At 64.6% G+C, this 16,411-nt stretch carries 15 protein-coding genes; 9 read left to right on the top strand and 6 right to left on the bottom strand.

Features of this window, described 5'->3' with window-relative positions; genetic code table 11:
• Window positions 1-116: 116 nt before the first annotated feature.
• The 6 genes from BPHYT_RS28070 to BPHYT_RS28045 all read right to left on the bottom strand — a co-directional run bounded on the left by BPHYT_RS28070 (window position 117) and on the right by BPHYT_RS28045 (window position 6,249).
• A complete protein-coding gene (locus BPHYT_RS28070) occupies window positions 117-1,418 on the bottom strand; it encodes an NCS2 family permease (RefSeq protein ID WP_012427511.1) in 1,302 nt (433 codons plus the stop codon).
• 152 nt (window positions 1,419-1,570) lie between these two features.
• Window positions 1,571-2,068: a YaiI/YqxD family protein gene (locus tag BPHYT_RS28065; RefSeq protein WP_012427510.1), complete on the bottom strand. Its 498-nt coding sequence runs from the start codon at window positions 2,066-2,068 to the stop codon at window positions 1,571-1,573.
• Window positions 2,069-2,356: 288 nt separating this feature from the next.
• A complete protein-coding gene (locus BPHYT_RS28060) occupies window positions 2,357-2,614 on the bottom strand; it encodes a DUF4148 domain-containing protein (protein ID WP_012427509.1) in 258 nt (85 codons plus the stop codon).
• 129 nt (window positions 2,615-2,743) lie between these two features.
• The gene (locus BPHYT_RS28055) at window positions 2,744-3,517 is read right to left on the bottom strand and encodes a slipin family protein (protein WP_012427508.1); all 774 of its coding nucleotides are present in this window, start codon (window positions 3,515-3,517) and stop codon (window positions 2,744-2,746) included.
• Window positions 3,514-5,127, bottom strand: coding sequence for an NfeD family protein (locus BPHYT_RS28050; RefSeq protein ID WP_041759702.1), 1,614 nt, complete (start codon window positions 5,125-5,127; stop codon window positions 3,514-3,516). The genes BPHYT_RS28055 and BPHYT_RS28050 overlap by 4 nt, the downstream gene beginning before the upstream one ends.
• Window positions 5,128-5,211: 84 nt before the next feature.
• Window positions 5,212-6,249: an AraC family transcriptional regulator gene (locus BPHYT_RS28045; protein WP_012427506.1), complete on the bottom strand. Its 1,038-nt coding sequence runs from the start codon at window positions 6,247-6,249 to the stop codon at window positions 5,212-5,214.
• A gap of 270 nt (window positions 6,250-6,519) precedes the next feature.
• On the opposite strand from BPHYT_RS28045, the gene BPHYT_RS28040 reads away from it, so the two are divergent.
• From BPHYT_RS28040 to BPHYT_RS28000, 9 genes are all read left to right on the top strand, one after another.
• Complete coding sequence (locus BPHYT_RS28040; protein ID WP_012427505.1) at window positions 6,520-7,653, top strand: acyl-CoA dehydrogenase; 1,134 nt, start codon at window positions 6,520-6,522, stop codon at window positions 7,651-7,653.
• Window positions 7,654-7,764: 111 nt separating this feature from the next.
• Window positions 7,765-9,456 (top strand): AMP-binding protein, encoded by a 1,692-nt coding sequence (locus tag BPHYT_RS28035; protein WP_012427504.1) that lies wholly within the window; start codon window positions 7,765-7,767, stop codon window positions 9,454-9,456.
• A 72-nt stretch (window positions 9,457-9,528) separates the two neighbouring features.
• Complete coding sequence (locus tag BPHYT_RS28030; RefSeq protein ID WP_012427503.1) at window positions 9,529-11,040, top strand: CoA-acylating methylmalonate-semialdehyde dehydrogenase; 1,512 nt, start codon at window positions 9,529-9,531, stop codon at window positions 11,038-11,040.
• Between the two features lie 24 nt (window positions 11,041-11,064).
• Window positions 11,065-11,979, top strand: a complete 915-nt coding sequence (mmsB, locus tag BPHYT_RS28025) for a 3-hydroxyisobutyrate dehydrogenase (RefSeq protein ID WP_012427502.1) — start codon at window positions 11,065-11,067, stop codon at window positions 11,977-11,979.
• Window positions 11,976-12,794: an enoyl-CoA hydratase gene (locus BPHYT_RS28020; protein WP_012427501.1), complete on the top strand. Its 819-nt coding sequence runs from the start codon at window positions 11,976-11,978 to the stop codon at window positions 12,792-12,794. Before mmsB ends, BPHYT_RS28020 begins: the two co-directional genes overlap by 4 nt.
• On the top strand, window positions 12,791-13,939 hold the full coding sequence (locus BPHYT_RS28015) for an enoyl-CoA hydratase/isomerase family protein (RefSeq protein WP_012427500.1): 1,149 nt from the start codon (window positions 12,791-12,793) through the stop codon (window positions 13,937-13,939). The genes BPHYT_RS28020 and BPHYT_RS28015 overlap by 4 nt, the downstream gene beginning before the upstream one ends.
• Before the next feature lie 545 nt (window positions 13,940-14,484).
• Complete coding sequence (locus BPHYT_RS28010) at window positions 14,485-14,667, top strand: CsbD family protein (protein WP_012427499.1); 183 nt, start codon at window positions 14,485-14,487, stop codon at window positions 14,665-14,667.
• 78 nt (window positions 14,668-14,745) lie between these two features.
• Window positions 14,746-14,988: a CsbD family protein gene (locus tag BPHYT_RS28005; RefSeq protein WP_012427498.1), complete on the top strand. Its 243-nt coding sequence runs from the start codon at window positions 14,746-14,748 to the stop codon at window positions 14,986-14,988.
• Window positions 14,989-15,179: 191 nt separating this feature from the next.
• On the top strand, window positions 15,180-16,265 hold the full coding sequence (locus tag BPHYT_RS28000; RefSeq protein WP_012427497.1) for an AI-2E family transporter: 1,086 nt from the start codon (window positions 15,180-15,182) through the stop codon (window positions 16,263-16,265).
• Window positions 16,266-16,411 lie beyond the last annotated feature (146 nt).

The raw sequence follows: 16,411 nt of genomic DNA, 5'->3' as shown, positions 1-16,411 counted from the left end.
CCAGGTCGATCGTTTTTTGAATCATCGGATGATAAACGCTGCCCGACCCGAATGGGCACCGTCAATAAACCGCCGTTGATCCAGACCGGAGTTCTGCGCCACGGGCGCCCGTGCGCCTATTCGCTGCCGAGGTAAAAATAGCGGAACAGGAAAATCGCCGCGATGATCCACACCACCAGCTTCACCTTGCGCGCCTGGCCGGTCAACAGCTTCAGGCCCGCATACGAGATGAAGCCGAACGCGACGCCGTTGGCGATCGAATAGGTGAAGGGCATCAGCAGCGCGGTGAGCGCGGCCGGCACGACTTCGGTGGCGTCGTCCCACGGCAGGTCGAGCATTTCGCGCAGCATCAGGCACGACACGTACAGCAGCGCCGGCGCCGTCGCGTAGCCGGGCACCACGCCCGCCAGCGGCGCGAAAAACAGCGCCGCGAGAAACAGCACGGCCACGGTGATGGCCGTCACGCCCGTGCGCCCGCCGGCTTGCACGCCCGACGCGCTTTCAATATAAGCGGTGGTCGACGAGGTACCCAGCATCGAGCCGGCCAGAATGGCGGTGCTGTCGGCGAGCAGCGCGCGGTTCAGCCGATGCATCTTGCCTTCCACCAGCAACCCCGCGCGATTGGCCACGCCCATCAGCGTGCCGGTGGCATCGAACAGTTCGACGAGGAAGAACACGAGGATCACGTTCAGCACGCCGCCCGACAGCGCGCCGCGAATGTCGAGCTGGAACAGCGTCGGCGAGATGGACGGCGGCGCCGAGACGATGCCGTGAAACTGGTTGCCGCCGAAGAAAAAGCTCAGCACCGTCACGCCGACGATACCGATCAGGATCGCGCCGCGCACCCGCAGATGATCCAGCGTGACGATCGCGAAGAAGCCGATCACCGCGAGAATCACATGCGGGTTGTGCAGATCGCCGAGCGTCACGAGCGTCGCGGGATTACCCACCACTACGCCCGCCGACTTCAGCGAAATGATCGCGAGAAAGAGGCCGATGCCGCCGGTGATGGCAATGCGTATCGAATGCGGAATGCCGTTGACGATCACTTCACGCACGCGGAACAGCGTGACGATCAGGAACAGGCAGCCGGAAATGAACACCGCGCCGAGTGCGGCCTGCCAGGTGAAGCCCATGCCTTTGACGACCGTGTACGCGAAGTACGCGTTCAGCCCCATGCCCGGCGCGAGCGCGATCGGATAGTTCGCGTAGAGACCCATGATCAGCGAGGCGAGCGCGGCCACGATGCAGGTCGCGACGAACACCGCGTCTTTCGGCATGCCGGCGTCGCCGAGAATCGCCGGGTTGACGAAGATGATGTAAGCCATCGTCAGGAAGGTGGTCAGTCCGGCGAGCACTTCGGTGCGCAGGTTGGTGCCGGCGGCTTCGAAGCCGAAGTAGCGTTTTATGGAGTCCATGAGGCGGGTCTCTCGTCGTTCAGAAAGCGTTTGTTGTGATTGGAGCGGTGAAGGCGCCGCGTCGCCGGGCTAGGGCGCGGGGCCACGGCCGGATTGTAGTCAGGATTGGCGGCGGCGTGCCGCATTGTGTGGCCCGGCGGCCGTGTAAAGGCTCATTCGGTGGGCGGTTCGTCGGCAGATTGTGGCGCCGATGCATCAGGCTGCGGCCGTTGGCGCGAGAGCCAGCGGTCCAGTTCCCCCGCGAAGCTTTTGCTGTCGCGCTGGCTGAACGCCGAAGGCCCGCCGGTATCGACGCCGCTGCCGCGCAGCTGGTCGAGCATCGAGCGCATGCGCAGCCGTTCTTCGATCGTGCCGGGCGTGTACCAGTTGCCGCGTGGATCGAGCGCCTGCGCGTTTTTGGCCAGCACGGCGGCGGCGAGCGGGATGTCGGCGGTGATCACGAGATCGCCCGCGGCGACCCGTTCGGCGATCAGGTCGTCGGCGGCGTCGAAGCCGGCCGGCACCTGGATCGCGCGGATCAGCGGCGACGGCGGCACGCGCAGAAACGAATTGGCGACCAGCGTCAGCGTCGTGTTGGTGCGGCGCGCGGCACGGTACAGCATGTCCTTGATCACGACGGGGCAGGCGTCGGCGTCAACCCAGATTGACATGGTTCGGATTCCGGCAGCGGGTTGTCGAAGGGGCGAGATGATACCTTGCCAGCGCGCAGGGCGGCGCGGCAAGGGAATTTACGATGTTGCGGGAAAGCGGGAAAGCGGGAAAGCGGGAAAGCGGGAAAGCGGGAAAGCGGGAAAGCGGGAAAGCGGGAAAGCGGGAAAGCGGGAAAGCGGGAAAGCGGGAAAGCGGGAAAGCGGGAAAGCGGGAAAGGCATGCGGGCCCGACCACGCCCGCGACCGTTGCAGTCGCAGGCAGCCCCGCATGCCGCGCGGTGGCTCGCGTTACTGCGTCATCGTCCCACCCGATTCCTGCGCATGCCGTGCCGCGACGATGCGGCCCGCGCGTTGCGCATTCTGCGGATAGTCGATCCAGTCGAGCGGATCGTAGCCGGCGGCACGCCATTCGGCCAGATCGGCTTTCACCTGGGCGCGCGTTTTCGGCGCCGACGGATCGTAAGGCCGCGCCGACTGCGCAAACGCGGTGCTCATACTCACGGCGGCCAACAGCGCGCCGAGTCCAGCCAAAGAAACGATTTTCATGACGAGCTCCTATGGAGCGGTTAAAAACGACCCCGGCATTTTAGTTTTGGTATGCATTTCGAGTAAGGCGATTGAAGGCAATGCACCATTTCGCCCAGTGAACCAAACCGGGCTGAATGATCCTGCGGCTCACGGCGCCGACGGCTTGCTGAAACGGTCCAATACAGCGCTCAGCAGGTCGATCGGCAGCGGGAAGACGATCGTCGAGTTCTTGTCCGCGGCAATCGTCGTGAGGGTTTGCAGGTAGCGCAATTGCATGGCCTGGGGCTGGCGCGACAGCGTCTGCGCCGCTTCCAGCAGGTGCTGCGAGGCCTGCAATTCTCCTTCCGCGTGAATCACCTTGGCGCGCCGCTCGCGCTCGGCCTCGGCCTGGCGGGCAATCGCGCGAATCATCGTTTCGTTGATATCCACGTGCTTGATTTCCACGATCGACACCTTGATGCCCCACGCGTCCGTTTGGGCATCGAGCACTTTCTGGATATCGGCATTGAGCTGCTCGCGATCGGCCAGCAGTTCGTCGAGTTCGTGCTTGCCGAGCACCGCGCGCAAGGTCGTCTGCGATAACTGGCTGGTTGCCTCGAAGTAGCGCGCCACCTGGATCACGGCTTTCTCCGGATCGACCACACGGAAATACACCACTGCGTTGACCTTCACCGAGACGTTGTCGCGCGTGATCACGTCTTGCGGAGGCACGTCGAACACGACGGTGCGCAGATCCATGCGCACGGCCTGCTGCACGATAGGAATGATCAGCACGAGGCCCGGGCCCTTGACCTTCCAGAAACGCCCGAGCATGAACACGACGCCGCGTTCGTACTCCCGAAAAATCCGTATCGATGAGGCGACCAGCGCGGCCACCAGCAGAATCAGGATGCTGGTGAAGCCGAATGTGAAACCGATCATGAGCCTTCTCCTTGTTGTCGTGCTTCCGTGGGCACCACGGTCAACGTCAGGCCGCGCCGCGCGGTGACGCGCACCGCATGGCCCGCCGCGACCGGGGCCGTGCTGGACACCCGCCAGCGTTCCCCATGCACTTGTGCCCAACCGGCCAGCGCGCCGTCCGCGGTGAGGTCCGCCGGCGACAGACCGCCGTCGAGCACCACGCCGACACTGCCGATCATTGCTTCCGAACCCGTCACCACCGGACGGCGCCGCGCGCTCAGCGCGAGCCGCGACACGCCCAGCACGAACACCACGCTGAACACGGTCACGGCGGCGATCATCGGCAGAGGGATGCCGTAGCCGGGCACGTCGGTATCGATCAGCATCAGCGCGCCGATCACGAACGCGACCACGCCGCCGAAGCCGAGCGAGCCGAAGGTCGGCAGAAACGCCTCGCCGATCAGGAAAGCGATACCGAGAAAAATCAGGCCGAGGCCGACGTAGTTGATGGGCATCATCTGCATGGCGAACAGGCCGAGCAGCAGGCTGATCGCGCCGACCACGCCGGGCAGCACGAAGCCCGGATTGGCGAATTCGAAGAACAGGCCATACATGCCGATCATCAGAAGGATCAGCGCAACGTTGGGATCGGTGATCACGGCGAGGAAGTGGCTGCGCCAGTCGGCTTCCAGCGTGACGATCCGGGCGTTGGCTGTGTCGAGCTTGACGTTGCCCGCACTCGTGACGAGCGTGCGGCCGTCGACCTGGCGCAGCAGGTCGGGCACATCGCGCGCGTTCAGGTCGACGACGTGCTGCGCGAGCGCATCCGCCGCCGACAGGCTCACGGCTTCGCGTACCGCGCGCTCGGCCCAGTCGGCGTTACGTCCGCGCATCTGCGCAAGGCCGCGGATGTAGGCGGCGGCGTCGTGGACCTGCTTGCGCATCTCGGTCGATTGGGTGTCCAGCGGCAGGGCGCTGGCGGGGCCGGTGGGCGCGGATGCAGCGGGTTTGCTCGGGTTGCCGGCGCCGGTATCGCCAGCGTCGTTACCCGCACCGCCAGCGTGACCACCGCCGCCCGTACCACCGCCACCAACGCCCGGCAACCCCGGCGTCCCACCACCCCCCGGCGGTTCAGCGCCGCCGATGCCCATCTGGATGGGTGTCGCCGCGCCGAGATTGGTGCCCGGCGCCATCGCCGCAATGTGGCTCGCGTAGACGATATACGTGCCGGCGCTCGCCGCGCGTGCGCCGCTCGGGGCGATGAAGGTGGCGACCGGCACCGGCGAGCCGAGAATCGCCTTGATGATCTGCCGCATCGACGTGTCGAGCCCGCCTGGCGTATCCAGTTGCAGCACGGCGAGTTGCGCGCGATCTTCAGCGGCACGCTGCAGGCTGCGCACGATGAAGTCGGCGCTCGCCGGACTGATCGCTCCGTTCACTGGAATGACGACGACGCTGTTCGGGGCGACCGCGGCGCGCAGCGCCACATTCGATTCGCACGACGCGAATCCAAACGCCAAAAGCATGCCGAGCACGGTCATGCCGCGCATCAACCGGCCCGCCATGTCGCCGCGGATAGGCGACATGCGTGAGCCGGACTGCCGGAACGGGAGACGTGGATACGTGCTCATCGCTGACGGCTGCCGCGCCATGCCGACATGTATCGGCCTGCGCGGGCCGATACCCCAAAAGAAGGCTGGCCTGCTCCTTACAGCTTAGTCCGATTCCGCCTTGCGCGTGAAATCCGCGCGGGCCGGCCGGTAGTCGGTCGGCCGCATGCCGGTCCACTTGCGAAACGCGCGATGAAACGCGCTCGGTTCGGCAAATCCGACTGAGGTCGCGATGTCGGCGATGGTGCGGTCGGTGTCCTGCAACTCACCGATCGCGATGTCGCGCCGCAGGTCGTCCTTGATCGACTGGTACGTATAGCCTTCCTGTTTCAAACGCCGCCGCATGGTGGCCTCGGCGACGTGCAGGCGTTCGGCCATCTGATCGGCGGCGGGCCAGCCGGACATCGGCATGGCGCGCAGCATCTTGCGCACGCGCGCCGCGAGCGAGCCCGGATTGCGATACTTGACGATGAAGCTGCCGGGCGCGTCGCGCAGGAAGGGCTTGACGGACTTGGTCGTCTGGATCACGGGCAACTCCAGAAACGCCGGCGCGAGATCGACGTACGACTCGGCCTGCTCGAAGCTCATGTGATCGCAGAACATCAGCCGGTACTCGTGCGCGGCGGACGGCTCGGCGCAGCGAAAGCGCGCCTCGAGCAGCGGAATGCGCCGCCCGACCAGCCAGCACAACAGCCCGTACACCACGATGAAGTAGGTCGCATAGGCGAACATCGCCGGCGGCGGCGCGCCGGCGCTTTCCACGAAGCGCAGGCGCACGCGCTGCGCATCGGTTTCGATCTGCACGCCGAGATCGTCTAGCACCAGCCGCATGAAACCGACCGCGCGCGCCAGCGCCTGACCGCCGTTGCGCGCGGTGAGCGCCGTCTGCGTCATGGCGATGAAGCTGCCGCTTTTCATGCGATGCGAATCCTGGCCGAAGAACTCGTCGTCCAGCGCGCGGGCAATCGCGGCCCACAGCGCGCCATATTGCGCCGACGACACGCGGCTTTTCGGCGACGCCAGCATCGGCGCGGCGATGCCCGCGGCTTCGGCAAGCGGCAGCGCGTCGAGGCCGCGTGAGCGCGCCAGCGCGAGCGCTTCCTCGACCATGCTGACGGAAATCGTCCCTTTATCGTTTTTCATACGTATCCGTTTCGACGGAGAAGCTGGCAAAAGCGCTCAACATTTTCCTTGTGGCGATTCGACAAGTGCCTGAAATCGTGTGCTTATGTGGATTCATATCGTACCAGTATGGCAAATGCGCTCAGTCAGATTGATCGGGCTGAGCATCGAACCTGCCGGTCGGCTTGCCTACACTGGGCCTCAATCGATCGCGCTCCGCGTGGCCTTACAGACCCGAACGTGAGGCGGAGAACCAGCCGCGATCAAACGCACAGCACAGGACCGAGCGCCATGGACAGCTTCTACACCGACGAACAACGGATGATCCGCGACGCGGCTCGCGACTTCGCCACCGAACAGCTCGCGCCGCATGCTGGCCAATGGGATCGCGAGGCGCAACTGCCCGCCGAGGTCGTCAGGCAGATGGGCGAACTCGGTTTTCTCGGCATGATCGTGCCGGCGGAATGGGGCGGTTCCTACACGGACTACGTGGCCTATGCGCTCGCCCTCGAAGAGATCGCCGCCGGCTGCGCCGCCTGCGCCACGCTGATGAGCGTGCATAACTCGGTCGGCTGCGGGCCGATCCTCAACTTCGGCACGGAAGCACAGAAAGACCGCTATCTGCAGGACCTTGCAACCGGCCGCCGTATCGGCGCGTTCTGTCTGACCGAGCCGCAGGCCGGTTCCGAGGCGAACAATCTGCGCACCCGCGCCGTGCTGCGCGATGGCAAGTGGATACTCAACGGCAGCAAGCAGTTCGTGACTAACGGTTCGCGCGCCGACCTCGCGATTGTCTTCGCCGTGACCGATCCCGACCGTGGCAAGCGCGGCCTGACGGCCTTCATCGTGCCGACCGATACGCCCGGCTTCAACGTCGGCAAGCCGGAGCATAAGCTCGGCATTCGCGCTTCGGACACCTGTCCGATTTCCCTCGACGACTGCGCCGTGCCGGAAGCCAATCTGCTCGGCGAACCGGGCGAGGGCTTGCGGATCGCGCTGTCGAATCTCGAAGGCGGGCGCATCGGCATTGCCGCGCAGGCAGTGGGCATTGCGCGCGCTGCGTTCGATGCCGCGCGTCTCTATGCAAACGAACGCATCCAGTTCGGCAAAGCGTTGAAGGAGCATCAGACCATCGCCAACATGCTCGCCGACATGGCCACGCGTTTGAACGCCGCGCGGCTCCTCGTGCATCACGCGGCGCGGCTGCGCACGGCGGGCAAGCCGTGCTTGTCGGAGGCTTCGCAGGCCAAGCTGTTCGCGTCGGAACTGGCCGAGGAGATCTGCTCGAACGCGATTCAGATTCATGGCGGCTATGGTTATCTGGAGGACTACGCGGTGGAGCGCCACTATCGCGATGCGCGCATCACGCAGATTTACGAAGGGACCAGCGAGGTGCAACGCATGCTGATCGCGCGGCATGTGTAAATGCAAACGAAGCGGCATTTGAGTGCAAAATAGCCTGGCCGCCGGATAGAAAGCAGTGCAGCAGCGGGACAAAAAAGCGAAGCGGATACACCGCGCCAACTGGAGACGACAATGACTGCAGCGAAGGCCTTTTTCGACGCGCGTGACCTGTTATTGCGCCATCGAACCGACTATGACCGCGCCTACCGCGAATTCGCGTGGCCGCCGCTAGGCGAGTTCAACTGGGCGCTCGACTACTTCGACGTGATCGCGCGCGATAACGACAACCCGGCGCTGTGGATCGTCGACGATCCGGCCACCGACGGCCTGCGCCTGTCGTACGCGCAGATGTCGGAGCGCTCGGCGCGCATGGCGAATTTCCTGCGCGGCGTGGGCGTGGGCCGCGGCGACCGCCTGCTGCTGATGCTGCCGAACCGCGTCGAACTGTGGGACGTGATGCTCGCAGCCATGAAGCTCGGCGCGATTGTATTGCCCGCCACCACCCAGCTCTCCGCCGATGACGTGCGCGATCGCGTGCAGATCGGCGGTGCGAATTTCGCGGTGGTCGATAGCGCGGAGCTGGCCAAATTCGATGCGCTCGAAGCGCCGCTCACGCGCCTCTCGGTGGGCGCGCCGCGCGACGGCTGGATCGACCTGGCCGCGGCCTATGACGCATCGCCGCAATTCACGCCCGAAGGCATTACGCTGGCCACCGACCCGATGTTGCTGTACTTCACCTCAGGCACCACCTCGAAGCCCAAGCTGGTCGAACACACGCATCAAAGCTATCCGGTCGGCCATCTGTCGACCATGTACTGGATCGGCCTGCAACCGAACGACATCCATTGGAATATCAGCTCGCCAGGCTGGGCCAAGCACGCGTGGAGCTGCTTCTTCGCGCCGTGGAATGCGCAGGCCTGCGTGTTCGTTTTCAACTTTGCGCGCTTCGTGCCGAAAGACACGCTGAACGCGCTGGTGCGTTTCAACATCACGACGCTGTGCGCGCCGCCGACGGTCTGGCGCATGCTGGTGCAGGAGCATCTGAGCGACTATCCGGTCAAGCTGCGTGAAATCGTCGGCGCCGGCGAGCCGTTGAATCCCGAGGTCATCGAGCGCGTGAAGCACGCGTGGGGTATTACGATCCGCGACGGCTACGGCCAGACCGAGACCACCTGCCAGATCGGCAACTCGCCGGGCCAGCCGGTCGTCGCGGGTTCGATGGGACGTCCGCTGCCGGGCTACACGATCGAACTGATCGACGCCGATGACCAGCCCGTCACCGAAGGCGAAATCTCGCTGCCACTTGCGCAACGGCCGCTCGGCCTGATGACCGGCTACGCGAACAACGCCAAGGCCACCGCGCAAGCCATGCGCAACGGCTTCTACCGCACGTCCGACGTGGCGCTGCGCCGTGACGACGGCTACTACGTCTATGTCGGCCGCGCCGACGACGTCTTCAAATCGTCCGATTACCGCCTCAGTCCGTTCGAGCTAGAAAGCGTGCTGATCGAACACGAGGCGATCGGCGAGGCTGCCGTGGTACCGAGCGCCGACGCGCTGCGTCTGTCGGTGCCTAAGGCGTTCGTCACCGTGCGCCAGGGTTACGAAGCCGGCCCCGAACTCGCGCGTGCCGTATTCGCGTTCTCGCGCGAAAAACTCGCGCCGTACAAGCGGATTCGACGCCTGCAATTCAGCGAATTACCCAAGACCATCTCCGGCAAGATTCGCCGCGTCGAATTGCGACGCCGCGAAATGGAGCGCGAGGCCGAACCCGCGCGCCTGCCCGACGAGTATTGGGAAGAAGATTTCCCGGATCTGCGCTGATTCTCTGCGTCGATCCCTTTTGCTTCCAGTCACTGTCCGGCCGCCTCGCGGCCACCGCAGAGGAGTTCCAGAATGAGCGCAAATGCAGCCGTTGCCACCGTCAAGTTGCTGATCAACGGCGAGTTCGTCGAGTCGAAGACCACCGAATGGCGCGACATCGTCAATCCCGCCACGCAAGAGGTGCTGGCGCGCGTGCCGTTCGCCACCGCCGACGAAGTGAACGAAGCCATCCGTTCCGCCCACGCCGCGTTCAAGACCTGGAAAGACACGCCGATCGGCGCGCGCATGCGCATCATGCTGAAGTACCAGGCGCTGATTCGCGAGCATTCGCCGCGTATCGCCAGGACCTTGAGCGCGGAGCAGGGCAAGACGATTCCCGATGCCGAAGGCGACATCTTTCGCGGCCTCGAAGTGGTCGAGCATGCATGCTCGATCGGCACGTTGCAGCAGGGCGAATTCGCGGAGAACGTGGCGGGCGGCGTGGATACCTACACGCTGCGCCAACCGATCGGCGTATGCGCCGGCATCACTCCGTTCAACTTCCCGGCGATGATCCCGCTGTGGATGTTCCCGATGGCGATCGTCTGCGGCAATACCTTCGTGCTGAAGCCTTCCGAGCAGGACCCGCTTTCGACCATGCAACTGGTCGAACTCGCGCTCGAAGCCGGCGTGCCGAAGGGTGTGCTGAATGTTGTGCACGGTGGCAAGGAGGTGGTCGACGCGCTCTGCACGCACGAACTCGTCAAGGCCGTTTCGTTCGTCGGCTCGACGGCGGTCGGTACGCACGTGTACCGCCTCGGCAGCGAACACGGCAAGCGCGTGCAATCGATGATGGGCGCGAAGAACCACGCGGTGGTGCTGCCCGATGCGAACCGCGAGCAGACCTTGAATGCGCTTGCCGGCGCTGGTTTTGGTGCGGCGGGTCAGCGCTGCATGGCGACCTCGGTGGTCGTGCTGGTGGGCGCCGCGCAGCAATGGTTGCCGGATCTGGTCGCCAAGGCCAGGACGTTGAAAGTCAACGCGGGCAACGAACCGAACACGGACATCGGCCCGGTGGTTTCGCGCGCGGCGAAGCAGCGCATTCTCGGCTTGATCGAAGCGGGCGTGAAAGAAGGCGCGACACTCGCGCTCGATGGCCGCGACATCAAAGTGCCGGGCTACGAGCAAGGCAACTTCATCGGCCCGACGGTTTTTTCCGATGTCACCACCGAGATGGAAATCTATCGCCAGGAGATTTTCGGCCCGGTGCTGGTGGTGCTGAACGCGGCCACGCTCGATGACGCCATCGCGCTGGTCAACCGCAATCCGTTCGGCAACGGCGTGGGCCTGTTCACGCAGAGCGGCGCGGCGGCGCGCAAGTTCCAGAGCGAGATCGATATCGGCCAGGTCGGCATCAACATTCCGATTCCGGTGCCGGTGCCGTCCTTCAGCTTTACCGGCTCGCGCGGCTCGAAACTCGGCGACCTCGGCCCCTATGGCAAACAGGTCGTGCAGTTCTACACGCAGACCAAGACCGTCACCGCGCGCTGGTTCGACGACGACACCGTCAACGACGGCGTGAACACGACCATCAGCCTGCGCTGAACGTTGGCGTCCACGGGAGACATCATGAAAATAGGCTTTATCGGACTCGGCAACATGGGCGCGCCAATGGCGCACAACCTGCTCAAGGCGGGTCATGCGGTCAACGTATTCGACCTCAACGCACAGGCCGTGCAGGCGCTCGTGGATGCGGGCGCGAAAGCGGCCGCATCGCCGAAAGCCGCGGTAACCGACGCGGAATGCGTGATCACCATGTTGCCCGCCGCCGCGCATGTGCGCAGCGTGCTGAGCGCGGACGACGGCGTTTTCGCCGGCATCGCGAAGGGCGTGACGATCATCGATTCGAGCACGATCGACCCCGCGAGCGTGAAGGCGTTCGCCGAACTCGCGCAGCAGCACGGCAACACCTTCGTCGATGCGCCGGTTTCAGGCGGCACCGGCGGCGCGGCGGCCGGCACGCTGACCTTCATGGTTGGCGGCAGCGCGAGCGCGTATGAGCAGGTCAAGCCGGTGCTTGCGGCGATGGGCAAGAACATCGTGCATTGCGGCGACACCGGCACGGGCCAGGTCGCGAAGATCTGCAACAACCTCGTGCTCGGCATCACGATGGCGGGCGTCGCCGAAGCCATGTCGCTCGGCGAGGCGCTCGGCATCGACGCGAAAGTGCTGGGCGGCATCATCAATACATCGACGGGGCGCTGCTGGAGTTCGGACACCTACAATCCGATGCCCGGCGTGATCGAGACCGCGCCGTCCACGCGCGGTTACACGGGCGGCTTCGGCACGGATCTCATGCTCAAGGATCTCGGTCTCGCCACCGACGCCGCGAAGACCGCGCGTCAGCCGGTTTATCTCGGCGCATTGGCGCAACAGCTTTATCAAACGATGAGCGCGAAAGGCGCGGGACGTCTCGACTTTTCCGCGGTCATCAAGCTGTATCGTCAGGACGGCCAGGACGGCAAGGACGGAGGCGCGGCATGATCGAACTCGACTACGCGGACGACGGCGCCGTCGCGCAACTCACGCTCAAGCGGCCGCCGGCCAACGCGTTTACGCCCGAAGGCTTGCTGCAATTGCAGCAGACCGTCGAACGCCTGAACGGCGAGGCGCGCGTGCGCGCCATCGTGATTACCGGTGATGGTCCCAAGTTCTTCAGCGCGGGCGCCGACCTGAACACCTTCGCCGACGGCAATCGCGAAGTCGCGCGCACGGCGGCGGCGCGCTTCGGCGCGGCGTTCGAAACCCTGCAGAACGCGCGGCCCGTGGTGATCGCGGCGATCAACGGTTATGCGATGGGCGGCGGCCTAGAATGCGCGTTGGCCTGCGATATCCGCATCGCCGAACAGCATGCGTTGCTGGCGCTGCCCGAGACCGCGGTCGGCTTGCTGCCGTGCGGTTGCGGCACGCAGACGCTGCCGTGGCTGGTCGGGGAAGGCTGGGCCAAACGGATGATTCTGACCGGCGAGCGCGTCGATGCGGCGACGGCGTTGCGCATCGGTCTGGTCGAAGAAGTGGTGGAAAAGGGCGCAGCGCGCGATGCGGCGTTGGTCATGGCTGCGCGCGTCGCAACCTTGAGTCCGCAGGCGGTCGGTTTCAGCAAGACGCTGATTCATCAGGGCCGCAGCGGCGTGCCGCGCGCGGCGGCGCTGGCGCTGGAGCGCGAGCGCTTTGTCGATCTGTTCGACGGCGCCGATCAGCGCGAAGGCGTCAATGCGTTCCTCGAAAAGCGCCCGCCGCGCTGGCAGGTGACGCAGTCCGCGCAGACCGACGCCTCGCAACCGGAGATGCGTCAATGAGCGCCTTGCAAAGCGTCGCGCACGATACGAGCCTCGAAGCGGAACGCGAGATCCTGTTTCGCGTGGTGAATCGCGTGGCGATCATCACGCTGAACCGGCCGGCCGCGCTCAATGCGCTTTCGCACGCGATGGTGCGCGAACTCGCCGTGCTGGTCGAACATTGCCGCACCGACGACGGCATCGTCGCGCTCGTGCTGAAAGGCGCGGGCGCCAAGGGTTTCTGCGCCGGCGGCGACGTGCGCGAAGTGCAGCGGCTCGCGAAGAACAACGACAGCCGCTGGCTCGCGTTCTTCGTCGACGAATATCGGCTCGACTATGCGCTTCACACGTTTCCGAAGCCGGTGGTCGCTTTGCTCGACGGCATTGCGATGGGCGGCGGCATGGGGCTCGGCCAGGGAGCGCGGCTGCGCATCGTGACCGAGCGCAGCAAGATCGCCATGCCGGAGACGCGCATCGGCTTTCTGCCGGACGTCGGCGCGACGCGTTTTCTCAGCGTGATGCCGGCGGAGCTCGAGTTGTATGTCGGGCTGACCGGCGCGACCTTGTCCGGCGCCGACGCATTGCGGCTGCAACTGGCGGATCTGTGCGTGCCGGCCGAATGGCTCGCCAGTTTCGAAGAGCGTTTGCAGCGCATGCCGCTCGAAGGCGATCTGATGGCGGCCTTGCGCGGCGTGTTCGAGCCGCCGTGCAATATCATTCCGCACGCGCCGCTGGCGGCGTTCACTCAACTGATCTTGCGGCATTTCGATCGGCGTTCGAGCATCGACCGGATGGTCGCGACGGTGCGGCACGATTTGTTGCGCGAGCCGCCGCGCGAGGTGAAGCAGTGGTTGCAGTCCACCTACGACGCGCTGACCGGTCATTCGCCCACCATGCTGTACGTCACGCGTGAGGCGCTGTTGCGCGGCCGGCAGATGACCCTGGCGGAATGCTTCCGCATGGAACTCGGCATCGTCAAGCGCGTGATCGAGGAGGGTGACTTCTGCGAAGGCGTGCGGGCCCAGTTGATCGACAAGGATCGCAAAGCCCGCTGGGCGCCCGCCACGCTCGCCGAGGTGCGGCCGGAGCGCGTCAGACATTTTCTCGCTTCGCCGTGGAAGAGCGACGCACATCCGCTGGCTGCGTTGGGCGCGGAGCAGGGCTGACGTGACATTGAGTTAAGCGGGGCGGCCGCTGCGCCCGCTCCCCCATGCAAGCCGCAGAACCGGGCGCCATGCCGCCCGACGACAACCACGTTCTGCGCTCGCAGACGAACCGGCACGCGTTGTCGCAGATCATTTCGCTGGTTGCCAGCGATCTTTTCTACCCCATGCCCGGCGCTGCGCCGCAAAGCCTCAAGGTTGGAAGCGTTGAAGCCTCCAGACTTCCGTGCTCGAAGCCCCAATCCCCCGTCTCCAAACCGGCCTGTACACCGCCTTCGCACGGTTTTCTAACAAGCGGACGGCGCTCGGGAACGAATCATGCTGCTGAGTTCCGGCTGACCTGACGCGGCTAGCGTCGACGCACGTAAAAGAAGCCGCAAGCCACGACTCGCTGTAGCACGCGGTCACGTGCATTCGCCGCTGTCGGGCGGGGTTGCGCCGGGACAACGCGAGTTCCGCGGCGAGCGCCGGCTGGAATTGCCGCCACGCTCGCTTGAATTCGACGGCCGGCGTCTTTCGTGCAATTCAACCATTTCAAGGAAACCGTCATGGACAGGAATCGTGTCGAAGGTGCAGCGAAACAGGTCAAGGGTTCCGTGAGAGAAACGCTCGGCAAGGTCACCGGCAACCGGACGACGCAGGCCAAGGGCGCGGCGGAGAAGTTGACGGGCAAGGTGCAGTCGAAAGTAGGGCAGTTCGCCGACGCCGTACGCGCTCGCGTGAAGCGGTAACAGTATCGACGGTAAGCAGGATCGAGCGCCGGCTCCCGCCGGCGACGGCTTGTTGACCCGGTTCAAAGGAGAAGATCGATGAATTCAAATCAGTTCGAAGGTACGGTGAAGGACGCAGCGGGCAAGGTGCAGGACGCCGTCGGCGGCCTGACCGGAGATGCGGAATTGCAAGCCGAAGGCAAGGTCCGCCAGTTAGCCGGCAAGGCGCAGGCGAAATACGGCGACAGCGTCGACCAGGTCGCGGAAACGACGCGCAACAATCCGATCGGCGCGCTGCTGGTCGCGGTCGGCGTTGGCTTTCTGCTCGGCAAGCTGATCTGATTACATCGCGCGCCGCGCCTTGCGTTTGTTGAGTGCGCGGGCGCAGGCGCGTCATTTCTATCCTTGGTTTTACGCTGCTCTGATTGCACAGCGCGCCCTGACTCGTCAGGGCGCGCTGTGTCTGCGATGCCTGCCCGATGTTCCCGGCGCGTTCGAGGCGCCGGATCTCATCGTCTATTCGAGGAAGGTTCATGCTGGGATTCGACGTTCGCACAGCCAGACAGGTCTGGACCGCGCTTCTGATCGCGCTGCTGTTTTTCTGCATCTATATGGCGTCGTCCACCTTGCTGGTGGTGGTGTTCGCGGTCTTCTTCAGTTATCTGATCTATCCGATGGTCGATCTCGTCGAGCGCATCCGGCCGCGCCGTATGCCGCGCGTGGCGTCGATCGCGCTTGTGTTCGTCGTGGTCGTCGCGGTGATCGCGGTGGTTGGATCGATCTTCGGCGTGCAGCTGCAGGACGAGGCCACGCACCTGCTCGCGCAACTGCCTCAGTTGATGAAGTCCGATGTGCCCAACCGCATTCCGTTGCCGCATTTTCTGGAACCGCTGCGCGAGCGGATCGTCGATTTCGTGCGTGGCCAGATCGAGACGGGTTCCGACAAAGCCGTGCCGATGGCGCGCAGCGTCGGCCTCGGCGTGATGCACGCAGCCAGCAATCTGATCTACCTCGTGCTGATTCCGATTCTGAGCTTCCTGCTGATCAAGGAAGGTCCGCAGATGCGCGAGGACTTTCTCGATCTGCTGAACGACCGGCATCGCACGTTGTGGGCCGAGATCGTGACCGATCTGAACGTGCTGTTGTCGAAGTACGTGCGGGCTTTGCTGTTTCTGTCGCTGGCAACGCTGATCTGTTACGGCATGGCCTTCTCGCTGCTCGGCGTGCCTTACGCGTTTCTGCTGGCGGTGAGCGCGGGTCTGCTGGAGTTCGTGCCGTTCGCCGGGCCGCTCGGCGCTGTCGCGATCACGCTGGTGGTCGCCGTGTTCAGCGGCTATCCGCATCTGCTATGGCTGGTGATTTTTATCGCGCTCTACCGGCTGTTTCAGGACTACGTGCTCAATCCGTATCTGATGAGCGAAGGCGTGGAGGTCAGTCCGTTTCTCGTCATCGTCGGCTTGCTCGCCGGCGATCAGTTAGGCGGCGTGGCGGGAATCTTCCTGGCTGTGCCGGTCATTGCCATGCTGAAAATCATCATTGGACGGGCCCGCGTGTTCTATGCGGCTTCACACGATGAAGGCGAAGCCGCGCGCCGCGCGCTGACCGGCAAAACCGATTGATCCATGAATGCGCGCGGCGCCTTGCAAGACAGCGCCGCGCGAGATGTGCGATCAACTTTCGCCGATCGCTTCACCGTGCAATGGCTTCGCATAGGCCGAGCCGACAAGATCACCGCTCGCGTGGACGGAATTTCTTTCGCAAATGG

Source organism: Paraburkholderia phytofirmans PsJN (assembly GCF_000020125.1).
Classification (GTDB): Bacteria; Pseudomonadota; Gammaproteobacteria; order Burkholderiales; family Burkholderiaceae; genus Paraburkholderia; species Paraburkholderia phytofirmans.
Note: the sequence above shows the minus strand (reverse complement) of the source record. Positions and strands in the feature narration are given on the sequence as shown.

Excerpts from the sequence above, each read along its gene's own strand:
- BPHYT_RS28070 (WP_012427511.1), bottom strand. The coding sequence starts at position 1,418 with ATGGACTCCATAAAACGCTACTTCGGCTTCGAAGCCGCCGGCACCAAC.
- BPHYT_RS28065 (WP_012427510.1), bottom strand. The coding sequence starts at position 2,068 with ATGTCAATCTGGGTTGACGCCGACGCCTGCCCCGTCGTGATCAAGGAC.
- BPHYT_RS28060 (WP_012427509.1), bottom strand. The coding sequence starts at position 2,614 with ATGAAAATCGTTTCTTTGGCTGGACTCGGCGCGCTGTTGGCCGCCGTG.
- BPHYT_RS28055 (WP_012427508.1), bottom strand. The coding sequence starts at position 3,517 with ATGATCGGTTTCACATTCGGCTTCACCAGCATCCTGATTCTGCTGGTG.
- BPHYT_RS28050 (WP_041759702.1), bottom strand. The coding sequence starts at position 5,127 with ATGAGCACGTATCCACGTCTCCCGTTCCGGCAGTCCGGCTCACGCATG.
- BPHYT_RS28045 (WP_012427506.1), bottom strand. The coding sequence starts at position 6,249 with ATGAAAAACGATAAAGGGACGATTTCCGTCAGCATGGTCGAGGAAGCG.
- BPHYT_RS28040 (WP_012427505.1), top strand. The coding sequence starts at position 6,520 with ATGGACAGCTTCTACACCGACGAACAACGGATGATCCGCGACGCGGCT.
- BPHYT_RS28035 (WP_012427504.1), top strand. The coding sequence starts at position 7,765 with ATGACTGCAGCGAAGGCCTTTTTCGACGCGCGTGACCTGTTATTGCGC.
- BPHYT_RS28030 (WP_012427503.1), top strand. The coding sequence starts at position 9,529 with ATGAGCGCAAATGCAGCCGTTGCCACCGTCAAGTTGCTGATCAACGGC.
- mmsB (WP_012427502.1), top strand. The coding sequence starts at position 11,065 with ATGAAAATAGGCTTTATCGGACTCGGCAACATGGGCGCGCCAATGGCG.
- BPHYT_RS28020 (WP_012427501.1), top strand. The coding sequence starts at position 11,976 with ATGATCGAACTCGACTACGCGGACGACGGCGCCGTCGCGCAACTCACG.
- BPHYT_RS28015 (WP_012427500.1), top strand. The coding sequence starts at position 12,791 with ATGAGCGCCTTGCAAAGCGTCGCGCACGATACGAGCCTCGAAGCGGAA.
- BPHYT_RS28010 (WP_012427499.1), top strand. The coding sequence starts at position 14,485 with ATGGACAGGAATCGTGTCGAAGGTGCAGCGAAACAGGTCAAGGGTTCC.
- BPHYT_RS28005 (WP_012427498.1), top strand. The coding sequence starts at position 14,746 with ATGAATTCAAATCAGTTCGAAGGTACGGTGAAGGACGCAGCGGGCAAG.
- BPHYT_RS28000 (WP_012427497.1), top strand. The coding sequence starts at position 15,180 with ATGCTGGGATTCGACGTTCGCACAGCCAGACAGGTCTGGACCGCGCTT.